The organism is Sphingomonas sp. Leaf17 (assembly GCF_001421505.1).
Taxonomy (GTDB): Bacteria; Pseudomonadota; Alphaproteobacteria; order Sphingomonadales; family Sphingomonadaceae; genus Sphingomonas.
This window is the reverse complement of sequence record NZ_LMKL01000004.1, coordinates 127,101-144,545: the sequence shown is the minus strand read 5'-3', so window position 1 is coordinate 144,545 and position 17,445 is coordinate 127,101. Positions and strand designations below refer to the sequence as shown.

Sequence of the window (17,445 nt, the reverse complement as noted above, 5' to 3'; positions counted from 1 at the left end):
TTTCCGTCTTGCCCTGTTCCTCCGTTCAGGCGGGGGTTCAGGGCCAGGAGTTCCGCAGGCCGTTGTCTTGCCTGACCCTGGCCCCCCGCCCGCGCGGGGACACCAACAGGGCAAAAAAAGGGACCGCCGCTCACCCGAGCGACGGTCCCTTTTCATTATCCCGTCAGGACGGTTACTTGCCGATCTTCACCGGCAGGAACACCCCGACCTTCTGCCGTTGCACGAACAGCAGCACCTGATCGCGGCCAGCCGCGCGTGCACGCGCGACCTCGGCCGCCATCGCGGCCGCCGTGCGCACCGGTACACGGTTGACCGAGGTCACCACGTCGCCGCGCTTCAGCTTCTGCGCCGCATCGCTCGACGGATCGACCGAGGCGACGACGACACCGGCAACGGTCGCATCGACGCCGATCGAGCGGGCGATCTGCGGCGTCAGCGGCACGACGTTCAGGCCAAGCGAGTTCGCCGCCGGCGACGACGGTGTTGCCGAATCATCCTCGTCCGGGAAGCCGTCATCATCGCCACCACCGGCCAGTGCCTGCAACTGGTCCTCGGTCGGGCGAGTGCCGACGGTTGCGTTCAGCGCCACCGGCCTGCCGTCGCGGATCACGTCAAGGCGGGCCGTGCTGCCCGGTGTCACGTCGGCGACCAGACGGCTCAGCGTCTGCTCGGGCGTGACCTCCTTGCCGTTGACGCGGACGACCACGTCGCCGGGCTTCAGGCCGGCGCGCGCCGCACCCTCGTTCGGCTCGACCCGGCTGATGAGTTCGCCGCGATCCTTCGGCAGGCCCAGCGCCGCCGCGATATCGTCGGTCACCGGCTGGATGCCGACGCCCAGATAGCCGCGCTTGACCGTGCCACCCTTCATCAGCGTGTCGACGATCGGCTTGGCATCCTCAGATGGTATCGCAAAACCGATGCCGATGTTGCCGCCGGACTGAGAAAAAATCTGCGAATTGATGCCGATCACCGCGCCGTTCATGTCGAACATCGGGCCGCCCGAATTGCCCTGGTTGATCGACGCATCGGTCTGGATGAACCGGTCATAGGGGCCGCCACCGGTCACGCGATGCACCGCCGACACGATCCCTGCCGTCACCGAACTGCCGATACCGAAAGGATTGCCGATCGCGATCACCCAGTCGCCAACCCGCGACCGCGTCGAATCACCAAACCGGACATAAGGCAGGTTGGTGCCCTGAACCTTCAGGACGGCGATGTCGGACGACGGATCACGCCCCACGACCTTGGCGACATATTCCTTGCCGTCGACCAGCTTGACCGTGATCGAATCTACCGACGCGCCCTTGGCACCCGGCGCGATGACGTGGTTGTTGGTGACGATGTAACCATCCGGCGAGATCAGGAAGCCCGACCCGAGCGAACCGCCCTCACGCTTCACCGGCGGACCGCCGCCGCCCATCTGCCCGCCGAACATCTCGGCGAACGGTGTGCCCTGGAACGGGTTCGCCTGCTGCGGCACGGTCAGCGTCTGCTTGGTGGAGATGTTGACCACCGCCGGCTGCAGCTTGGCGACCATGTCGGCAAAGCTCATCGGCGCGCCCGGGCGGGGCGCGGTGGCGGCCATGACGGCGGGTTCGTTCTGCGCGGTCTGCGCCGTTCCCGGCTGCAACGCGAGGGTCGCGGTTGCACCGCCAAGAAGGAGGGCGCTGGTAATGGCGTAGGCGTAACGCACTAGGATATATTCCTCTCGTTTCGTCGGTTCGTCGTACGAAGTGGGATCGCTATCGCAAAACCTTGCTGAACGGCGATTGAATATGAACGAACCGAAAGGTGGCGAAGTTGCATTCCCGCCCCGCCGGTTCGCCCGGCATCACCGCTCCGTACCGCGGAACTCGCGCAGGTAATCATTGTCCGGCGACAGCAGGATCGACGTCGATCCCTTCGGCTCCGGCCCACCGTCCGCCCCGAAGGTCGTACGGTAGGACTGCATCGCGCGGTAGAAGTCATAGAAGCGCGCGTCCTTAGTGAACGCCTCGGCATAGATCTTCGCGGCGTCGGCATCGGCCTGCGCGCGGACGATCTGCGCCTGCTTTTGCCCCTGCGCGCGGATGGTGATCGCCTCTTGCTGGCGCGCGGTGCTCATCCGCTTCAGCGCGCTTTCCAACGGCAGGCCGGCGGGCAGGTCGGCATGCTTGATCCGCACATCGACCACCTGAACGCCGTACTGGGACGCCAACCGCTGCAACCCGTCCTGGATGTTATCCATCAACTGGTTGCGTTCGGGCGACAGCAGGGTCGCGAAGGTCCGCTTGCCCAGTTCGTTACGGATGGCGTTGCCCAGCAGCGGGCGCAGCTGGTTGACGACATTGTCGACGCTGCCCGCCGTCACAACCATCTTAAGCGGGTCGATGACGCGGAACCGGGCATAGGCGTCAACCTCAAGCCGCAACTGGTCGGTCGACAGCACCAAAGTATTGTCCAGGTCCACCGCCTGCACCCGCTTGTCGACCCACACGATCTTGTCGACGAACGGCACGCGGGCGATGATGCCCGCCCCGGTCGTGCCGAACCGCTCGTTGGGTTTCCACGCGTTGACCACCCCGACCGGGTTCTCGAAGCGCAGGATCACCGCCTGCTGCTCCTCAGGCACAATCGCAAAGGTCGCGGCAGCGACGATAACACCAGCCAGAGCGGCGAACCCGGCGGCGATGGGGTTGCGAAGAACGCTCATCGACCAGCCTCCGTCGCCGGCGCGGCGGGTGTCGGGGCAACCGTGCTACCTGCATCGGGGACCGTCCGGGCGCCGGGCGCGGTCAGGTACGGCACGACACCACGCGGTTCGACGATCGTCTTGTCGGTACGGGCCAGCACGGCCTCCATTGTCTCGTAATACATACGGCGGCGCGTGACCTCGGGGGCAAGACGATACTGTTCGTACACCTTGTTGAACTGCTCGGCCTCGCCCTGCGCGCGGGCGATCACCTGCTGCGCATAAGATTCGGATTTGTTGAGGTTGGCGACCGCCTCCTGCTGGGCGGCGGTGACGGCGTTGAAGTCCTCGACGATGCTGGCCGGGGCCGCCGCCTGCTTGATCGCGACGCCCTGAATGCGGATGCCCGCCTGATAATCGTTCAGGATACGCTGCGTAGCCTCGGCCACGCGCTGCTCCATTTCCTGACGGCCCGCACCGATCGCCTGGTTCAGCGTCGTCGTGGCCAGCACCGCGCGCATCGCGCTTTCGGCGGTGGCGCGGACCGTGTCCTGCGGGTCCTTCAGCTGGAAGGCGAAGTCACGCGGCGACGAAATATCCCAGCGCACCGAATAGGCCAGATCGACAATGTTCTGGTCGCCGGTCAGCATCAGGTTTTCGCCATCGCCGGTCGGGAAGTTCTCGGTCCGGATCTGCTGCACGTCGATTTTCCGTACCGACGCGATCGGTGCCGGCGGGGTCAGGCTGATGCCCGGATCCAGCGTGCCGACATAGCGGCCGAAATAGGTGACGACGCCGCGCTGCTCCGGCCGGATCTGGTGGATCGACGTCAACAGGATCCAGACGACCACGATGATCCCCGTCCCGATCAACCACAATGTGCGGGCATTGGCATTGGGCATTCCGCCGCCGAAGCCGCCGCCGCCGCCACCACCGCCCCGCGCTCGCCGCAGGAAGTCGTCCAGCGCGGTCGGCGTCGGCGCGCCCTTGCGACCGCCGGGAGGAACCGCCCAAGGATTGCGCGGGCCACCCTCGCTGCCTCCCCCATTGGAATTGTCGCCGCCGCTGCCCCATGGCCCCTTGGGCGTTTCGGTTGCGAGGATGGAGGGACGGCCGAACAGCCGCGAGAAGATCGTCATACCTGTCTTTATAAGAAGGCGGCGGCGGAAAAACAGTGCCAAGCCAAGGTCAGCGGCCTATCTGCCGCACCATGAGCAATTTGGAACAGATAAATGCGGCGGTTTCGGCCGTTGCAGGCGCACGGGCAACCGTGCGGGTCGAGGGCGATCGCGCCAGCATCGTCCTCGATGCGACCGGCATGGGCGCACCCGCGCGCGAAGCGATGGAGGCGGCGGTGACCGCGGCAGCGAAATCGGTGCCCGGCATCGCCACCGCCCGCGTCATCTCGACGGCCGAACGGCGCGGGCGGCTGCTGCTGGCCATCGCCAGCGGCAAGGGCGGGGTCGGCAAATCGACGCTGTCGGCCAATCTGGCGATCGCGCTGGCCCGTGCCGGCCGCCGGGTCGGGCTGGTCGACGCCGATATTTACGGCCCCTCGCAACCCCGGCTGATGCGGGTCGAGGGGATCAAGCCGGAAGCGCGCGACAAGCAGTTGCTGCCGGTGATGACCCCGTTCGGCGTTCCCCTGTTGTCGATGGGGCAGCTGGTTCAGCCGGGTCAGGCGATCGCGTGGCGCGGGCCGATGGCCGGTGGCGCGCTGGGGCAGCTGGTGGAGGGCGACTGGGGCGATGCCGACACGCTGGTGCTGGATCTGCCGCCCGGCACCGGCGATGTGCAGCTGACCATGATCCAGAAATACCGGCCCGCCGGCGCGGTCATCGTGTCGACGCCGCAGGATCTGGCGCTGATCGACGCCACCCGAGCGATCGACCTGTTCGGCAAAGCCGGCATCCCGGTCGTCGGCGTGATCGAGAACATGGCCGGCTATGCCTGCCCGCATTGCGGCGAGGTATCCGACCCGTTCGGCTCGGGCGGAGCGGAGGCCGAGGCGGCCCGGCTGGACATCCCGTTCCTCGGACGGGTGCCGCTGTCGATCGGCATCCGCACGGCGTCCGACGCGGGCGCACCACCGGCGGCCGAACCGGACGACGTCGTCTTTGCTCCACTCGCCGCAAAAATCGTGAAGTGGCTGGAAACGCGATGAACTCTTCGCTGCCATCGTCGTTATGCTGATACCGGTCGGGCCGTGACGCTGAACAGGCGCAGGGTTCGAGCGGACCAGTTTTACCGCTTTGGCTACGGACCGTTTCCGGTGTTTCCCGCGTTCATGCATCGACCGACCGCCACCGCGCCGGTCGATGAGGATAGAGCACGATGCCGCTGACCAGTGACGAGGACATTCGCACGCTGTTGCAGGACGCCCGGTGCATCGCCCTGGTCGGCGCATCCGACCGACCCGACCGCCCGTCATGGCGCGTGATGCGAACGCTGCAACAGCATGGCTACCGCGTGATCCCGGTCAACCCGCAGATCACCGGCGAGCATATCCACGGCGAATTCGTATTCCGCGACCTCGCCCAGCTTGGCGACCCGATCGACATCGTCGACATCTTTCGCGCCTCCGACAAGGCGGGCGAGGTGGTGGATCAAGCCATTGCGATCGGTGCAAAGGCGGTGTGGATGCAGTTGGGCGTGATCGACGAGGCGGCTGCCGCCCGTGCCGAAGCGGCCGGGCTGCGCGTCGTCATGGATCGCTGCCCGGCGATCGAACTGCCCCGCCTCGGGGTCGCGCCGATCGCGGGTTCGGCACAGTGATCGCGGTGATCCTTCTGCTGGTGTCCGGCCAGCAGAATAACGTCCAGTCCGCCTCCTCGAAACTGTCCGTGACGTGCCGGACCGAGCGGTGCGGCGAACCCGAAAAGCGATCGCCCTATCGGCTGGAGGCGGACGACGTCGCCAGCAGCGACTCCAAGGGTCGCGCGATCGACGACGGTACGAAATGCAACGTCGTAGGCTCGCGTGTCTGCACCCGAAAACCGCGAACGGTGTTCTCCACAGCGATCGACAAATAGCCGTTTTTCCACCCGACCTTCCTGCCCCGGACGGAGCGTTCATGCGGCATACGGCCCCGGGACGTCAGATCGGCGTGTCCGGCGTCAATACCGCATCCTGACCGGCACCGGCGCTCCAGCCGAACAAGGCAGTGTACGCGACGCGGGTCGATCTCTGTCGGTGGTTAGCGCAAAATTAACCATGGCCCGTTCATCTGCTCTCCGACCGCCATTCCTGTCCGGCCGTCTCGGAGCCTTGCCTTGAAGCCTGACGCCGCCCTTGTGCCCGCCGCCGATCTCTATCCGGACACGCTGGAATCGGACATCGCGATGCTCGCGCGCGGCGGCCTGCCGGCGCTGTCCGCCGCGCTGGCCGAACTGGCCGAAACCGATGTTCCGGTCGACGAAACGGTGTCCCACCTTGTCCTCGCCGAGACCCTGTGCGCCCTCCTCGCGTGCTTCGACCATGACACCGGCGCGGACGCGATCACGGTCATTGCGGCCCTGTCACCCGATCAGGCGGCTTTCATGCACGACATGCTGCTGCACGCCCGGTTCGAAGGCGGCAGCGGGGATACCGCCTTGCTGGATGACGCGGCCGTGCTGGTCCTTGCGGCCATGACCGTCGCGACCGATCGCCCGGCAGCGGCGATCGATCTGCTCGACGACGAGGCAACCCGACGCGGCGACGATTTTTCCCGCCCTGCGGCGGCGGTCCACGCCTATGCCGACACCGCCATCTTTGCATTGTAAGCCCGTCGTCCGCGCGTCATAGCGCGGCCGATGACCCGCCATTCCGCCGCCCTTCGGTCCCCCGCCCTGCTGGCGCTCGTCCTCGGCGCGGTCGCCGCCACCGGGTTTGCCCCGCTTGATATCTGGCCGGCGACGCTGATCGGCCTCGCCGGGTTCGCCTGGCTCGTCCATGATGCGCCACGCCTGAAATCGGCGCTGTGGCGCGGCTGGCTGTTCGGGCTGGCCCACTTCACCGTCAACAGCAACTGGATCCAGCACGCCTTCGACTTTCAGTCGGCGATGCCGCCCGCGCTTGGTTATGTCGCCTGTGTCGCGCTGGGGCTGTATCTGGCGGTTTTTCCGATGCTTGCCGCCGGGATCGCCTGGCGGCTCGGCCGCCGCGCCGGCTTCGTGCCCGATGCGGCCTTCATCCTGATCCTGGCCGCCGCCTGGATCGGTACCGAATGGCTGCGCAGCGTGCTGTTCACCGGCTATGCCTGGGATCCGATCGGCGTCGTCTGGCTGCCGGTGCAGGCGTTTGCCGGCATCGCCGCCTGGGTCGGCACCTACGCGCTGTCGGGGCTGACGGTCGCCATGGCCGGACTGATGCCGGTGCTTGCCCGGCGGCGCTGGTGGATGGCGCTGCCGGCACTCGCGGTGCCGGCGCTTCTCCAGCCACTGTCCTATCTCCGCCCTACCAGCCCGCAGATCGCCGCATCCACCCCCCGCGTGCGTGTGGTCCAGCCCGATATCGGTCAGGAGGACCGCAGCGAGGATGACGGCCCGCGCGTGCTGGATGCGCTGCTCAAGCGGTCGGGCGCCCCCGGCCCCGCTCCACGCCTGATCGTCTGGCCCGAGGGTGTGGTGCGCGACTATATCGAGGACGGTTACCCGCGCTGGATCTACGGCCTGCACAGCGCCCGGTCGGTGCGTGCGCAGATCGCGTCGGTGCTGGGGCCACGCGACATCGCGCTGGTCGGCGGCACCGCGCTGGCGTTCGACCGCGACGACAGCATCACCAGCGCCGCCAATTCGGTCTTCGCGATCGGCGCCGCCGGGCGGATCGTCGGCCGCTACGACAAGGCGCATCTGGTGCCCTACGGCGAATATCTGCCCTTGCGCTGGCTGCTGGAGCCGATCGGCCTGTCACGCCTCGTCCCCGGCGACATCGACTTTGTCGACGGCCCCGGCCCTGCCAACCTCACGCTGCCCGGCTTCGGTGCGGTCGGCATCCAGATCTGCTACGAGATCATCTTTTCCGGCCGCACCGTCGACCCCGCCCATCGCCCGCGCCTGCTGTTCAACCCGTCGAACGATGCCTGGTTCGGTACCTGGGGGCCGCCGCAGCATCTGGCGCAGGCGCGGATGCGCGCGATCGAGGAAGGGTTGCCGATCGTCCGCGCGACCCCGACCGGCATTTCCGCGATCATCGCCGCCGACGGCCGCCTGCTGGCCACCGTGCCGCATGAAACCGCCGGTGCGATCGAACTGCCGATCCCGCCGGCCCTGCCGCCGACCCTGTTTTCCCGCATCGGCAACCCGATGGCGGCACTCGTGGCACTGCTGTTCGTTGGGCTGGCCGTTGCCCTGCGCCGTCGCAGTCGCTAGGGCGATATAAAGCTTTCCTTATATCGCTTCCCCAGTGGAGGCATGGCATAGAGGCCCGCATGCGCAAATCCTTCCTCTTCACCTCCGAGTCCGTATCCGAGGGCCATCCCGACAAGGTCGCCGATCAGATCAGCGACACCATCGTCGACCTGTTCCTGTCCAAGGATCCGGAGGCGCGGATCGCCTGCGAGACGCTGACCACCACCCAGCTGGTCGTGCTGGCCGGCGAAATCCGCTGCAAGGGCGTGTTCGAGAACGGCGCATGGGCCGACGGCGCGCTCGCCGAGATCGAGGCCGCCGTTCGCGCGACCGTCAAACGCATCGGCTATGCCCAGTCCGGCTTCCACTGGGAGACGTTCCGGTTCGAGAACAACCTCCACGCCCAGTCCGCGCACATCGCGATGGGCGTCGACGAAAGTGGTAACAAGGACGAGGGTGCCGGCGACCAGGGCATCATGTTCGGCTACGCAACCGACGAGACCCCCGGCCTGATGCCCGCCACGCTGTATTACAGCCACAAGATCCTGGAGCGGATGGCCGCCGACCGCCACGCGGGCACGGCACCGTTCCTCGAGCCCGACGCCAAGAGCCAGGTCACGCTCGCCTATGAGAACGAAGTGCCGGTCGCCGCGACCGCGCTCGTCGTCTCGACCCAGCATGCGCCGGGCTATTGCGAGAAGGGCGACAATGCCGATCCCGCGAAGTACGCGGTGCTGCGCGATTACGTCATGGGCGTCTTCACCGATGTTCTACCCGACGGCTTCGTCACCGACGCGACGAAGATCTACATCAACCCGACCGGCCAGTTCGAAATCGGCGGCCCGGACGGCGATGCAGGCCTGACCGGGCGCAAGATCATCGTCGACACCTATGGCGGCGCGGCCCCGCACGGCGGCGGCGCATTCAGCGGCAAGGATCCGACCAAGGTCGACCGCTCGGCGGCGTACGTCGCGCGCTATCTGGCCAAGAACGTCGTCGCCGCCGGTCTGGCGCGTCGCTGCACGATCCAGCTGTCCTACGCGATCGGCATTGCCGAGCCGCTGTCGGTGTATGTCGACACCCATGGCACCGGCACCGTCGAGGAGGCGACGCTGGAGCGCGTCCTGCCGCAGCTCGTCCGCCTGACGCCAAAGGGTATCCGCGAACATCTGAAGCTCAACGCGCCGATCTATGCCAAGACCGCAGCTTATGGCCATTTCGGTCGCGAGCCGGAGGGTGCCGGCTTCACCTGGGAAAAGACCGATCTGGTCGATGCACTGAAGGCGGCGGTCGCCTGAACCCATCCGTGGTCCTGCGAGCGCAGGACCACAAGGATGCCGGTTTCACGGACCCTCTTCCCCCGCCCGCTCGCGCCCTCTACGGTCTGCGCCCACGAGGAGAGCGGGCATGGGTGACGGCATCTACATCGGCACCGGCGGCAACACGCCGCAGACGCTCGAACTGCGTCGCGCCAACCGCCACGGCCTGATCGCCGGCGCGACCGGCACCGGCAAGACGGTGACGCTGCAAGGCATCATCGAGGGATTTTCGGCCGCCGGCGTGCCCTGCTTCGTCGCCGATGTGAAGGGCGACCTGTCCGGCCTCGCCATGCCCGGATCGCCGACCACCAGGACTCATGCGATCTTCGCCGCCCGCGCCGCCGAAATCGGCTATGCCGACTGGGCCTATGCCGATACCCCGGTGCAATTCTGGGATCTGTTCGGCAAGCAGGGGCACCCGATCCGCACCACTATTTCCGAAATGGGGCCGCTGCTGCTCGCGCGGCTGATGGACCTGAATGCGGTGCAGGAGGGGGTGCTGACCATCGCCTTCCACGTCGCCGACAAGGAGGGGCTGCTGCTCCTCGACCTCGACGACCTTCAGGCGATGCTGTCGCACTGCGCCGAACGCGCCGAGGAACTGACGACCACGTACGGGAATGTGTCGAAGCAGAGTATCGGCGCGATCCAGCGCGCACTGCTCCAGCTGCGCACGCAAGGGGCGGAACATTTCTTCGGCGAACCCGCGCTCGACATGGACGACTTCATCGGCCTGGACGACAAGGGGCGCGGCATCGTCAACGTGCTGGCCGCCGACCAGTTGATGGCGAGTCCAAAACTGTACGCGACGTTCCTGCTATGGCTGATGAGCGAGCTGTTCGAGCATCTGCCCGAGGTCGGCGACCCCGACAAACCCACGCTCGTTTTCTTCTTCGACGAGGCGCATCTGCTGTTCGACGATGCGCCGAAGGCCTTGCTCGACAAGATCGAACAGGTCGTCCGGCTGATCCGGTCGAAGGGCGTCGGCATCTACTTCATAACCCAGAACCCGATCGACATCCCCGACACCGTCGCCGGCCAGCTTGGCAACCGGGTGCAGCACGCGCTGCGCGCCTTCACGCCCCGCGATCAGGCGGCGGTGCGGTCGGCGGCCGAGACGTTCCGCGCCAATCCCGGCGTCGACGTCGCCACCGCCATCACCGAACTGAAGGTCGGCGAGGCGCTGGTGTCGCTGTTGCAGGCCGACGGATCGCCGACGCCGGTCGAACGCACCCTCATCAAGCCGCCGGCCAGCCGCGTCGGTCCGGTCACCCCGGCCGAACGCGCGGTGCTGATCCAGAACGATCCGATCGGCGACAAATACGACACCGCGATCGACCGCGAATCGGCTGAGGAACTGCTCGGGGCCAAGACGGCCGAGGCGCGTGCCGCCGCCGCCGAAGCCAAGGCGCAGACCGCCAAGGCCCGTGCCGACGCCATCGCCGCCAAGGACGCGGCCCGCATCGCCCGCGACACCGAACGCGCCCGCGCGGCCGAGGATCGCGAAGCCGCCCGCCAGCAGCGTGAGGCCGATCGCGCAGCCGCCAATTCGCCCTGGACGAAGATGGCGACGTCGGCCACCCGCGCCGCCTCCAGCTCGATCGGGCGTCAGGTCGCCAACGAAATCGGCAAGCAGGTGTTCGGCGGCACGTCCCGGCGCAAATCGTCGGGCGGCGGGATCATGGCCACCGTCGTGCGCGGCGTGCTGGGCGGGCTGTTCCGGGGGCGATAACGCCGCCACCCGCCTTCGCCCCCGCCCCACGGCACTCGCCCCGCCCCCGCCGCAAAAAAGCCATGGCCCGCGCGCAGCTTGATCGACAGGCACCCGGAGACTTACCGCAATGATCCTGTCCATCATGCTGATCGTGCTTCAGACCGCGCCCGCCACGACCCCTGCACCGCAAAGCTGGTCGATTCTGACGCCCACCGATTGCCCGGTTTCAACCGACCGCGACATCGTCGTCTGTGCGCCCACACCCGGAAGCCCCGCCGCCGAGCGACTGCCCCTGCCCGACGAGCGGGTATCGGACGGCCCCGCGCCGACAAATCCCAACCTCTCCGCCCGGCGCGCGCTGGATCTGGAGGGCACGCCGTGCGCGGCGATGCAGAAGGGTTGCCAGGTCGGCTTCGGACCGCCGATCGCCCCGATCGTCGCCGGCGCGGTGGGGTTGCTCAAGGACGCCTTCGCCAAAAAACCCGACAAGCGCGGACGCGTGGCGATCCCGCTCGACGATCCGGCTCCCGTGGTGGTCCCGTAATCGGTCCACGGCCGGCACCATCACCCCAGAATATGCATCCACAACGGCTGGCCGACCAGGCTCTGCGACCCGCGCAACGCCTCCAGCGCCTGGGCGACCGACCGTTCCGGTCCCTCATGCGTCACGATCGCGACGAGCACGCTGCCGTCGGTCATCACCCCGCGCTGGATCAGGCTTTCGATCGACACCCCCGCATCGCGCATCGCGGCGGCGATCTCGGCCAGCACACCCACCCGGTCGGCCACGGTAAAGCGGACATAGGCCCGTCCGCGCCGCGCGCCGCTGTCGGCCGCGACCGGGACTGCCAGCGCGTCGGCGGGCATCGCGAAGGCCGGACCGAACTCGCCGCGCGCGATGTCGATCAGGTCGGCGACCACCGCGCTGGCCGTCGGGCCGTCGCCTGCACCCGCGCCCTGGAACAGCAGCCGGCCGACGAAATTGCCTTCCGCCACCACCGCGTTGGTCGATCCGGTCACATGCGCCAGCGGATGGTCGACCGGCACCAGATGCGGGTGCACCCGCTGGAACAGACCGCCCCCATTCGCTTCTGGCCCGGCCTCGGCCAGTCCCACCAGCCGGATACGGTAACCGAGCGCCGCCGCCTCGGCGATGTCGGCGGCCAGCACCGCGCGGATGCCGTGCGTTGCGACATCGCCGAACGCCGGCCGCATCCCGAACGCGAGGCCCGCCAGGATCGCCAGCTTGTGGCCGGCGTCCACCCCGTCGATATCGAAGCTGGGGTCGCTCTCGGCATAGCCAAGCGCCTGCGCCTCGGCGAGCACGTCGGCGAAGTCGCGGCCCTCCGCCTCCATCTTGGACAGGATGAAATTGCAGGTGCCGTTGAGGATGCCGTACACCCGCGCGATGTCGTTGGCGGCCATGCCCTCGCGCAGCCCCTTGATGACCGGAATGCCGCCGGCCACCGCCGCCTCGAACTTCAGCGGCACGTTCGCCGCTTCGGCCGCGCGCGCCAGTTCCAGTCCGTGATGCGCGATCATCGCCTTGTTCGCGGTCACCAGCCCCTTGCCCGCGCCCAGCGCCGCGCGCGCCAGAGTCAGAGCCGGGCCGTCCGATCCCCCGATCAGCTCGACCACCACGTCGGCATCCGCCCGGTCGGCCAGCGCACGCGTATCGTCGACCCAGTCGAACCGCGACAGATCGACGCCGCGATCCTTGGACCGGTCCCGGGCCGACACCGCGACGATCTCGATCGGACGACCGGCGCGGCGCGCGATCAGGTCGCGGTTCGCATCGAGCACGCGGATCACCCCGCCCCCGACCGTGCCAAGCCCCGCCAGTGCCACCCGCAACACGTCCGCCATGATCGTCCCTTTGTTCGTTTACAGGGCCGCGCCTAGCGGACGCCGACACATGCTGTCGAGGAAAAGGGCGCGGACAGACCGAACCGGTCGCCCCCTTGTGCCGGCCCGTGCAAACGACGACAGTCGGAGATCATGCCAGTCACGCCACAACTTCGCGGACCTCGACCCAATGACCCGCCACATCGGGGGCACCGGGTCCGTGGTCCCGTCGCCGGTCGCCTGCTCGCCGTCCATGCGATCACGCCTGCCGACGCGGTCCCCTACACCCCGCCCGACCGCATCGCCCGCTGGTGGCTCGACCATCACCTGCGCACGGGCACCATCCGCCGCCTGCCCGACGGGCGCATCCACCTCGACCTCCACGCGCACTACGCCCATGCCGAAGCCCGCAGCCGCCGCTTGACACCCATCGCCCTGGTGGCCGCGATCGCGATCGCCGGTATCGCGGTGATGTTTTATCGGGGCTGACCCCGGCCGGCCAACCGCAACAGTAGCCCGAAAACCCTAGACCTCCCGCCAGCCGGAGACGTCGTGGCCGCCAAACACCATGCGGCGGATCGCCGGGTGCGCCAGCGCGGCGCTGAACCCTGCAGCCGGGGCGCTGACCGAATCGAGGCGCGATATCTGCTCCGCGCTCAACCGGATGCCAGTCGCGGCGATGTTGCCCTCGACCTGCGCCACCGTTCGTGCGCCGATCAGCGTCGCGCCGACTCCCGGCCGTGCCATGACCCACGCCAGCGCGACCTGCGCGGCCGGGCGTTCCATCTCGTCGGCAATCGTCATCAGGGCGTCGAGGATAGCCCAGTTGCGATCGACGAACTTGCTGGCACCGAACGGGTTCGGTCCGCTCAGTCGCCCCGTGTCGCCGCCGATGTCGCCGCTGTCACCGCGGGTATATTTCCCCGTCAGGAATCCCCCGGCCAGCGGACTCCACGGCACCACGTCCATCCCGGTATCGCGCGCGGCCGGGACATGCTCGGCCTCGACGTCACGCGCGACCAGCGAATATTCCAGCTGCATCGCGATCGGACCGGGCATCCGGCGTTCGGTCGCGATCGTCGCTACCTTCGTCGCCAGCCAGGCCGGCATGTCGGACAGCGCGTAATAGCGGATCTTGCCCGCCCGGACGAGGCTGCCCATCGTTTCGACGACTTCCTCGGCCGGGGTGACGCCGTCCCAGATGTGCATCCAGTACAGATCGATATAGTCCGTCCCCAACCGCGTCAGCGACGCATCGAGCGCACGGTGGATATTCTTGGCCCCCGCCCCGCCCGCATTCGGATTGCCGCCGCCGGCCGATTGCGCGCCAAGCGGGTTGGCCGACGCATTGAAGCCGAACTTCGTCGACAGCACGATTTCATCCCGTGCGCCTGTATTCCTGATGAACCGGCCGATCAGCCGTTCGCTCTCGCCGCCCGCGTAGATATCGGCGGTATCGACGAAATTGCCGCCGGCATCGCGGTACGCATCGAATATCGCCCGCGCCGTGTCATTGTCCGCGTTCCATCCCCCGGGACCGAAGGTCATCGTTCCCAACGCCAATGGACTGACGACGAGACCCGACCGGCCAAGCGTGCGGTAGTTAGTCAGCGACATAAGCGGGCCTCTTTCATATTGTTCGTTACGAAAGAGATGCTATCCGATCGCGACAGACGTCAACATGTTTCGGAACGATCGCTATGAAAATGTCTGACAGCACCGAACCGGCACGGCGTCGGAAAACCGGTCGCCCGCTGTCGTTCGACCGCGATGTCGCACTGGAACGGGCGATGCTTACCTTCTGGCGGCATGGCTATGAAACCACGTCGATCAGCGACCTGACCGCAGCGATGGGCATAACCGCCCCCAGCATCTACACCGCGTTCGGCGACAAGAAGCGGCTCTTTCTTGAGGCGGCGGCCCGGTACGCCGGCGACCCGCAGGTCATGGCCGATCGGATCGCCGGCGCCGCAACCGCGTATGATGCCGCGTGCGCCATGCTGACGACGGCGGCGGCGGCCTTTACGCGCGACGACACCCCGCGCGGGTGCCTGCTGGCAAGCGCAACGGCCAGCGGTTCGCCCGCGTCGGCCGATGTACAGCAGGCCATCGCCGGTATCCGTACCGCGATCGGGCGGCAACTGACCGCGCGGATCGAACGTGATGTCACCGCTGGCCTGATGCCGGTCGACACCGATGCAGCGGCTGTGGCCGGGCTGGTGATCGCGGTGATCCAGGGGATGTCGGTGCTCGCCCGCGACGGGGCGGAACCCGCCGTCATCGCCGCCATCGCCCGCACCGCGCTCGACGCGTGGCCCGCGCCCTGAGAACACGGGCACATTTTCGGCGTGGCAGCGCGCAAACGGCCGCGACGGCGGGGTGACGAAAAACCGCTCTGTCCTACAGGCGCGGTTTCTGTCAGCGTCCCGACCATGTCTGATACGCCCTCCGGTCGCACCACCCCGAAAACACCGTTATCCCCCGTGGCCGGTGCAACCTTTGTAACCTTCCGCGGCCGCGAATCGGCATGAGCGGTCCGTCGAAATCCCCGGCGATGGCCGAACTCACCCTGCGCGGCATCCTGCTCGGTGCCGTCATCACCCTGCTGTTCACCGCCGCCAACGTCTATCTTGGGCTGAAGGTCGGGCTGACCTTCGCCACCTCGATCCCCGCCGCCGTGATCTCGATGGCGGTGCTGCGCGGGTTCAGGGATTCGACGATCCTCGAAAACAATATCGTCCAGACGGTGGCGAGCGCGGCGGGGACGCTGGCGGCGATCATCTTCGTGCTGCCCGGCCTCGTCATGATCGGCTGGTGGACGAACTTCCCCTACGTCACGACCGCCGCGATCTGCGCGACTGGCGGTATCCTTGGCGTCATGTTCTCGGTCCCGCTGCGCCGCGCGCTGGTGGTCGACACCGACCTGCCCTACCCCGAGGGGCGGGCCGCGGCCGAGGTTTTGCAGGTCGGCGCGGCCTCTCGCGATGCCAATCCCGAAGACGGCGGCGCGGAAAGTGCCGCCGGTCTGCGCATGATCGTCGCCGGCACGATCGTGTCGGCCGGCTTCGCGATCCTCGCCAAGACGAAACTGGTGGTCGAGGAGGCGGCCCTGTTCTTCCGCGTCGGCGCGGGCGCAACCGGAATTTCGGGCGGGCTGTCCTTCGCCCTGATCGGCGCGGGGCATCTGGTCGGCCTGTCGGTGGGCATCGCGATGTTCGCGGGCCTTGCGATCGGCTGGTGGATCGTCCTGCCGATCCTGACCGCCGCGCAGCCGATGCCGGGCGAGGTCGAGACATGGGCGCGCGCCGTCTTTTCGAAGGATGTGCGGTTCTTTGGCGCGGGCGTGATCGGCGTCGCCGCGATCTGGACCCTGCTGAAAATCATCGGCCCCGTCGTCGGCGGCATCCGTTCGGCGATCGCCGCGTCGAAGGCCAAGGCGTCGGGGGCCTACGTGCCGCTGGAGGAACGCGACCTGCCGATCGGCATCGTCGTCGCGGTGGCCCTTGCCATGCTGGTGCCGATCGCCTTCATCCTGTGGTCGACCATCGCCGGCGGCCCGCTGCAGGGGTCGGCGTTCGCGCTGATCGGCGGCGCGCTGGCGTTCGTGCTGGTCATCGGTCTCGTGATCGCGTCGGTCTGCGGTTACATGGCCGGGCTGATCGGCGCGTCCAACAGCCCGGTGTCGGGGATCGGCATCCTGTCGGTACTGGCCGCCGCGTTGATGCTCGGTGGCCTGTTCGGCGGCCCGTTACAGTCCGACACGATGCAGGCGCTGTCGGCCTATGCGCTGATCGTCACAGGCATCGTCTTCGGCGTCGCCACCATCTCCAACGACAATCTCCAGGATCTGAAAACCGGGCAACTGGTCGGCGCGACGCCGTGGAAGCAGCAGGTGGCGCTGGTGCTCGGCGTCGTCTTCGGGTCGCTTATCATCCCGCCGATCCTCGACCTGCTCAACACCGCGTTCGGGTTCGCCGGTACGCCGGGGGCAGGCCCGAACGCGCTGCCGGCCCCGCAAGCGGCATTGATTTCTGCGCTCGCCAAGGGCGTGCTGGGCGGCGGGCTGAACTGGGCGATGATCGGGTATGGCGCGGCGGCCGGCGTCGCGATCATCGCCATCGACGAACTGCTCGGGCGCACCGGCAAGCTGCGCCTGCCGCCGCTTGCGGTCGGCATCGGCGTCTATCTGCCGATGGCGGTCACGTTGCCGGTCGTGGTCGGGGCGGTCGTCGGCCGGGTCTATGATCGCTGGGCCGACACGCGCGCCGATGTGGAGGGCGCGCGGCGCATGGGCATCCTGGCCGCCACGGGGATGATCGTCGGCGAAAGCCTGTTCGGGGTCGGTTTCGCCGGGATCGTCGCGATGACCGGCAGCGACTCACCGATGGCGCTGGTCGGCGACGGCTTCGCCACGCCGGCCCTGATCGGCGGGACACTGGTGTTCCTGACGCTGATCGGCTGGCTCTACCGCTACACGCGGGGGCAGGTGCGGGCGTAGCAACGGATAACCACGCGTCCACCCGCCCGTCACTCTTGCTTGCGCGAAGGCGACGGGCGGGTCGC

The 17,445-nt window shown here is 67.8% G+C and carries 16 protein-coding genes; 11 read left to right on the top strand and 5 right to left on the bottom strand.

Annotated elements, in window-relative coordinates; translation table 11 throughout:
* Nucleotides 1–172: 172 nt before the first annotated feature.
* The 3 genes from ASE75_RS04860 to hflK all read right to left on the bottom strand — a co-directional run bounded on the left by ASE75_RS04860 (nt 173) and on the right by hflK (nt 3,813).
* The gene (locus tag ASE75_RS04860) at nt 173–1,696 is read right to left on the bottom strand and encodes a Do family serine endopeptidase (RefSeq protein ID WP_055929830.1); all 1,524 of its coding nucleotides are present in this window, start codon (nt 1,694–1,696) and stop codon (nt 173–175) included.
* Between the two features lie 138 nt (nt 1,697–1,834).
* Nucleotides 1,835–2,695 carry a protease modulator HflC gene (hflC, locus tag ASE75_RS04855; RefSeq protein WP_055929825.1) on the bottom strand — a complete coding sequence of 287 codons (861 nt, stop codon included), beginning with the start codon at nt 2,693–2,695 and terminating at the stop codon, nt 1,835–1,837.
* Nucleotides 2,692–3,813 (bottom strand): protease modulator HflK, encoded by a 1,122-nt coding sequence (gene hflK, locus ASE75_RS04850; RefSeq protein ID WP_055929822.1) that lies wholly within the window; start codon nt 3,811–3,813, stop codon nt 2,692–2,694. The genes hflC and hflK overlap by 4 nt, the downstream gene beginning before the upstream one ends.
* A 71-nt stretch (nt 3,814–3,884) precedes the next feature.
* Between hflK and ASE75_RS04845 the strand changes: the two genes are divergently transcribed.
* The 8 genes from ASE75_RS04845 (at nt 3,885) to ASE75_RS04810 (ending at nt 11,581) form a co-directional block, all read left to right on the top strand.
* A complete protein-coding gene (locus ASE75_RS04845; protein ID WP_055929819.1) occupies nt 3,885–4,838 on the top strand; it encodes an Mrp/NBP35 family ATP-binding protein in 954 nt (317 codons plus the stop codon).
* Nucleotides 4,839–5,008: 170 nt separating this feature from the next.
* Nucleotides 5,009–5,449, top strand: a complete 441-nt coding sequence (locus ASE75_RS04840; protein ID WP_055929816.1) for a CoA-binding protein — start codon at nt 5,009–5,011, stop codon at nt 5,447–5,449.
* A gap of 5 nt (nt 5,450–5,454) precedes the next feature.
* Nucleotides 5,455–5,706, top strand: a complete 252-nt coding sequence (locus ASE75_RS04835; RefSeq protein WP_156340168.1) for a hypothetical protein — start codon at nt 5,455–5,457, stop codon at nt 5,704–5,706.
* Nucleotides 5,707–5,946: 240 nt separating this feature from the next.
* Nucleotides 5,947–6,438 (top strand): hypothetical protein, encoded by a 492-nt coding sequence (locus ASE75_RS04830; protein ID WP_055929810.1) that lies wholly within the window; start codon nt 5,947–5,949, stop codon nt 6,436–6,438.
* Nucleotides 6,439–6,468: 30 nt separating this feature from the next.
* The gene (gene lnt / locus ASE75_RS04825; RefSeq protein WP_055929806.1) at nt 6,469–8,025 is read left to right on the top strand and encodes an apolipoprotein N-acyltransferase; all 1,557 of its coding nucleotides are present in this window, start codon (nt 6,469–6,471) and stop codon (nt 8,023–8,025) included.
* A 59-nt stretch (nt 8,026–8,084) separates the two neighbouring features.
* Nucleotides 8,085–9,302, top strand: coding sequence for a methionine adenosyltransferase (gene metK, locus ASE75_RS04820; RefSeq protein WP_055929803.1), 1,218 nt, complete (start codon nt 8,085–8,087; stop codon nt 9,300–9,302).
* A gap of 109 nt (nt 9,303–9,411) precedes the next feature.
* The gene (locus ASE75_RS04815; RefSeq protein WP_055929800.1) at nt 9,412–11,055 is read left to right on the top strand and encodes a helicase HerA-like domain-containing protein; all 1,644 of its coding nucleotides are present in this window, start codon (nt 9,412–9,414) and stop codon (nt 11,053–11,055) included.
* A gap of 109 nt (nt 11,056–11,164) precedes the next feature.
* Entirely contained in the window at nt 11,165–11,581 is a 417-nt protein-coding gene (locus ASE75_RS04810; RefSeq protein WP_055929797.1) for a hypothetical protein, read from the top strand.
* 20 nt (nt 11,582–11,601) lie between these two features.
* Here ASE75_RS04810 and ASE75_RS04805 read toward each other — a convergent pair whose 3' ends face one another.
* Nucleotides 11,602–12,903 carry a homoserine dehydrogenase gene (locus ASE75_RS04805; protein WP_055929794.1) on the bottom strand — a complete coding sequence of 434 codons (1,302 nt, stop codon included), beginning with the start codon at nt 12,901–12,903 and terminating at the stop codon, nt 11,602–11,604.
* Nucleotides 12,904–13,035: 132 nt separating this feature from the next.
* On the opposite strand from ASE75_RS04805, the gene ASE75_RS04800 reads away from it, so the two are divergent.
* Nucleotides 13,036–13,371 (top strand): hypothetical protein, encoded by a 336-nt coding sequence (locus ASE75_RS04800; RefSeq protein ID WP_055929791.1) that lies wholly within the window; start codon nt 13,036–13,038, stop codon nt 13,369–13,371.
* 36 nt (nt 13,372–13,407) lie between these two features.
* On the opposite strand, the gene ASE75_RS04795 is transcribed toward ASE75_RS04800, so the two are convergent.
* Complete coding sequence (locus ASE75_RS04795) at nt 13,408–14,499, bottom strand: aldo/keto reductase (protein WP_055929789.1); 1,092 nt, start codon at nt 14,497–14,499, stop codon at nt 13,408–13,410.
* A gap of 83 nt (nt 14,500–14,582) precedes the next feature.
* Here ASE75_RS04795 and ASE75_RS04790 point away from each other — a divergent pair, with 83 nt between their 5' ends.
* Both ASE75_RS04790 and ASE75_RS04785 read left to right on the top strand, forming a co-directional pair.
* On the top strand, nt 14,583–15,209 hold the full coding sequence (locus ASE75_RS04790) for a TetR/AcrR family transcriptional regulator (RefSeq protein WP_235512514.1): 627 nt from the start codon (nt 14,583–14,585) through the stop codon (nt 15,207–15,209).
* A 200-nt stretch (nt 15,210–15,409) separates the two neighbouring features.
* A complete protein-coding gene (locus tag ASE75_RS04785) occupies nt 15,410–17,380 on the top strand; it encodes an OPT family oligopeptide transporter (RefSeq protein ID WP_055929785.1) in 1,971 nt (656 codons plus the stop codon).
* Nucleotides 17,381–17,445 lie beyond the last annotated feature (65 nt).